Origin of the sequence: Armatimonas sp., from assembly GCF_043760365.1 — a bacterium.
GTDB lineage: Bacteria > Armatimonadota > Armatimonadia > Armatimonadales > Armatimonadaceae > Armatimonas.
Genome location: NZ_JAYUPA010000727.1, coordinates 1 through 3,612 on the forward strand (window position 1 = coordinate 1; position 3,612 = coordinate 3,612).

Here is a 3,612-nt window from a genome sequence, read left to right on the forward strand (position 1 = left end):
GTCAGCGGCGAGGCGCTGAAGGCCCGGATGTCCGGCGGCATGCCGGACTACCCCGATCACGTGAAGCTTCTGGGCGACATGATGGTGCTGGCCTTTCAAGCCGATATCACGCGCATCTCCACGTTTATGTTCGCCAACGAGGGATCTAACCGCGCCTACAAGCAGGTCGGAATTAACGATGGCCACCATGAGATCTCTCACCATGGCCGCAACCCCGAGAAGCTGGAGAATCTCAAGAAGATCAACCGCTTCCATGTCGAGCAGCTTGCCTATATTTTGGGTAAGATGCAGAGCATCAAAGAGGGCAACCGGACGCTTCTGGACAACACGATGCTGGTTTACGGCGGCGGCATCAGCGATGGTGACCGGCACAACCACGACGACCTGCCGCTCTTGCTGGCTGGTGGCGGTGGTGGGACAATTGCAGGCGGGCGGCACATCAAGTACAAGAACGGCACCCCAATGACCAATCTCCTCATCACGATGCTGGATCGCTTCGGAGTTCCGGGTGAGACCCTCGGCGACTCGACCGGCAAGGTTCAGCAGCTCTTTTAGGAACTCGCCCCCATGAACGGGGGCGTCTTATTGTCGCTTCGCGACACGAAGGCCCTCCGGGCCATGCAGATCCCGAGGACACTCGGTTATGGGCGGCACGCCCTTTGTGTCCGAGGCACGAGGACAATAAGACGCCCCCGTTCATGGGGGCGAAAGTTTTTCGTGTTAAAATAGAGGCCAATGGCACGTAAAAATCGCTTGGCCGATGCATTTAAGGAGAACTTCAACGTCGTCGGACTGGCGAGTGCAGCAGGACTCTCACTGGCATTTCTCAATCCTCTCCCCCTTCTGATAGGGGTCGTTGCCGAAGTGGGATACCTGCTCTTTGTTCCCGATTCCCGGTGGTACCAGAAACGTCTCTCGGAGCGCTTCGATGCGGAAGTGACTGCGCGGCGCGTGAAGCTTAGAGAACAGGTATTTCTCGTGATTTCGGAGAATGTTCAAGAACGCTTTACGCGCCTGGAGGACATCCGCACGCAGCTAGATGGCCACGCCCTCTCTGAAGAAAGCTGGATGCGCGAGATCTGCCGCAAGCTAGACTACTTGCTGGAGAAGTTTCTGCTCTTTGCGCGACGTGAAGTGGAGTTTGCGCAGTACCTCGAAAATGTCTACGCCGAAGTGGTCGTGGGCCTCAAGGGCAAACGGCGCGAGAAAGACGGCCCCCCAGTTCCCAATGAGGATCGTTCACGGCGGATGGTGGAGACAATTCAGGAGCGCTTCAGCGATGAGATCGCCCAGCTTGAAGGCAAGCACGAGGAAGATAGCAACACGCAAGCCGTTCTGGACAAGCGCAGGGAAGTGCTGACCCAGCGGCATGAGTATGTGGGGCGAATCGGGCGAATTCTGACCAACTTAGGCCACCAGATGCAGCTTCTGGAGGACTCTTTCGGGCTTATCAATGACCAGATCCGTGCCCGTCCCCCCGAGCAAGTTCTCGCCGACATCGAGGGGGTAGTCACGCAAACCGATGCAATGACCAATCTTTTAGATGAGATTGCGGTCTACGACGATATGTCGCGCCGTTTTGATTTATAATGGTAACGAGGTAGAACGAATCTATGCCAATTGCTGATAAATTTCGTAAAGCCGTCGGGCTTTTCGTCACGATGGATGAGCCAGATCCCGAAACGCCGCGCCCGCTCAATTTTTCGCAGCCCACGCCGCAGGTAAATGCTCCCAGTGCGGAGATGACGGAGCTGGATCGCAAGCTGGCAGAGATTGAGAAAAAATCTAAGGCGATCGGGACAGGCTCACCGACGCCGCAAACGCCCCAGACCATTGAGCAGCTCGTGCGCCAGAGCGATGGCCCCAACTTGGACGAGATTAAAGTCTCCGCCGAAGAAACATCCGGGGCGCTCTTGCCCAATGGTAACGTGGATGTGCAGGCGATCTATGCCGGAGCCAAGCTGCCCACGGTCATTTTTGGCGCGGAACAGACCCGCGAGCTGCTCTCCAAGCTCCCTAATGGGCTCTCGCTAGACATGCAACGCCAGATGGTCGCCGCCACCCTCACCACAATGGGCGCGACCATGGGAGCCAGCGCAGAGACCATTGTCGCCGATGCCTCCCGCAAGCTCGCAGCCCTCGCATCCTACATCGAGGACCTGCAAAAAGTGACCACGGAGCGCATGAGCTACGCCCAAGCGGAGATCGAGGCCCTGCAAGCACGGATTACGGAGCAACAGGGTATTATCGCCAGTACGCAGCAGCAGCTCACCACTGCACAGGCGCAGTGTGAGGCGGAGGCCGATAAAATAGACGATATTTTAGAGTTTTTCAGCCTGGACACCGGCCCCTCAAAATACGCAACCAGCGTGCAACCATCCGCAGCATCAGGGGTCTGATTCCGTTGTAGAAAATTAAGGAAACGAAAAATGGCACAATTAACTCCCGCAGGAAAAGCGGTCATCTTAGCTCTTGTAGTCGGTGGTGCCGTGGGCGCCTACCGACTTTTTGGCAGCAAATTGATTCCCACAGCCCCCGATAAAGTCTCGGTGCAGGGTGACAAGATTGTCTTACCCGACGGAAGTACCCCGGCTCCCAGCACCGGTGTCGGGGATGTCGTCATGCCCGGGAAAGAAGCAGGCTGTAAAGACCTCCCCGAGGTGCGGCTTCTGGGCTACGCCTGGAACGCGCACATGGGTCTGCACTTTGCCAACGGGGGGCCGCAAGCCACGCAGGGAAGCCTGATGTGTACAAACGGCGTCAATCTAAAATTTGCGCGCCAGGACATGAACGACAAGCTTACTGAGGCGCTGGTTAGCTTCGCAACCAAGCTCTCGCAAGGCGAGAAGAACCCAACCGTCGGGGCGCACTTTGTGACCGTGATGGGCGATGGCAGCGCCGCGTTCTTAAAAGGCGTGGACGATGCGCTCTCCAAAATCGGCCCGGAGTACCGGCCCAAGGTGATCGGTGCGATTGGCTTCTCACGCGGCGAGGACAAGTTCATGGGCCCTGCCGACTGGAAAAAAGACCCGCAGATGGCGCGCGGCGGCGTGATCGCGGGCGTCTTGCGCGACGGTGACTGGAACATCGCGCAGAAGTGGATCGGCGACAACGACCTCAAGACCAACCCCGACGAGAAAACCTACGACCCCGATGCGATCAACTGGATCAACACGAGCGACTACCTAGACGCGGGTGAGAAGTACATCACTGGCTACACCGAGGAGCGCGCCGTGGTGCGCAACGGCAAGAAGACCGGCCAGACCATGAAGATCAAGGTGGACGGTGTCGTGACCTGGACTCCGGGCGATGTCAATGTGGCGCAGAAGCGCGGCGGCCTAGTCTCGATTGTCTCCACCAAGGAGTACGCCAGCCAGATGCCCTGTGTGGTGATCGGAGTGGACAAGTGGTGCAAGGCGAACCGCTCGATTGTGGAGGGCCTGCTCAAAGCCGCGCTCGCGGGCGGTGAGGCGGTTCAGAAAAGTGATCAAGCGCTCGGGCAGGCAGCGGAGATCAGCGCCGTGGTCTACAAAGAGAGCGATGCGGCCTACTGGAAGAAGTACTACAAAGGTGTCACCGAAAAAGACAAGACTGGCCTGAGTGTCGAGCTCG

The 3,612-nt window shown here is 57.9% G+C and carries 4 protein-coding genes; all 4 read left to right on the forward strand.

The window, feature by feature from the left end; genetic code table 11:
- On the forward strand, window positions 1-555 hold a 555-nt coding region (locus ACH2EH_RS17195; RefSeq protein ID WP_395143487.1), incomplete at its 5' end, for a DUF1552 domain-containing protein.
- A gap of 180 nt (window positions 556-735) precedes the next feature.
- Window positions 736-1,590: a hypothetical protein gene (locus ACH2EH_RS17200; protein WP_395143489.1), complete on the forward strand. Its 855-nt coding sequence runs from the start codon at window positions 736-738 to the stop codon at window positions 1,588-1,590.
- A gap of 23 nt (window positions 1,591-1,613) precedes the next feature.
- On the forward strand, window positions 1,614-2,399 hold the full coding sequence (locus ACH2EH_RS17205; protein WP_395143491.1) for a hypothetical protein: 786 nt from the start codon (window positions 1,614-1,616) through the stop codon (window positions 2,397-2,399).
- Between the two features lie 30 nt (window positions 2,400-2,429).
- Window positions 2,430-3,612 (forward strand): hypothetical protein (locus ACH2EH_RS17210; protein ID WP_395143493.1); only part of this gene is annotated, 1,183 nt, incomplete at its 3' end.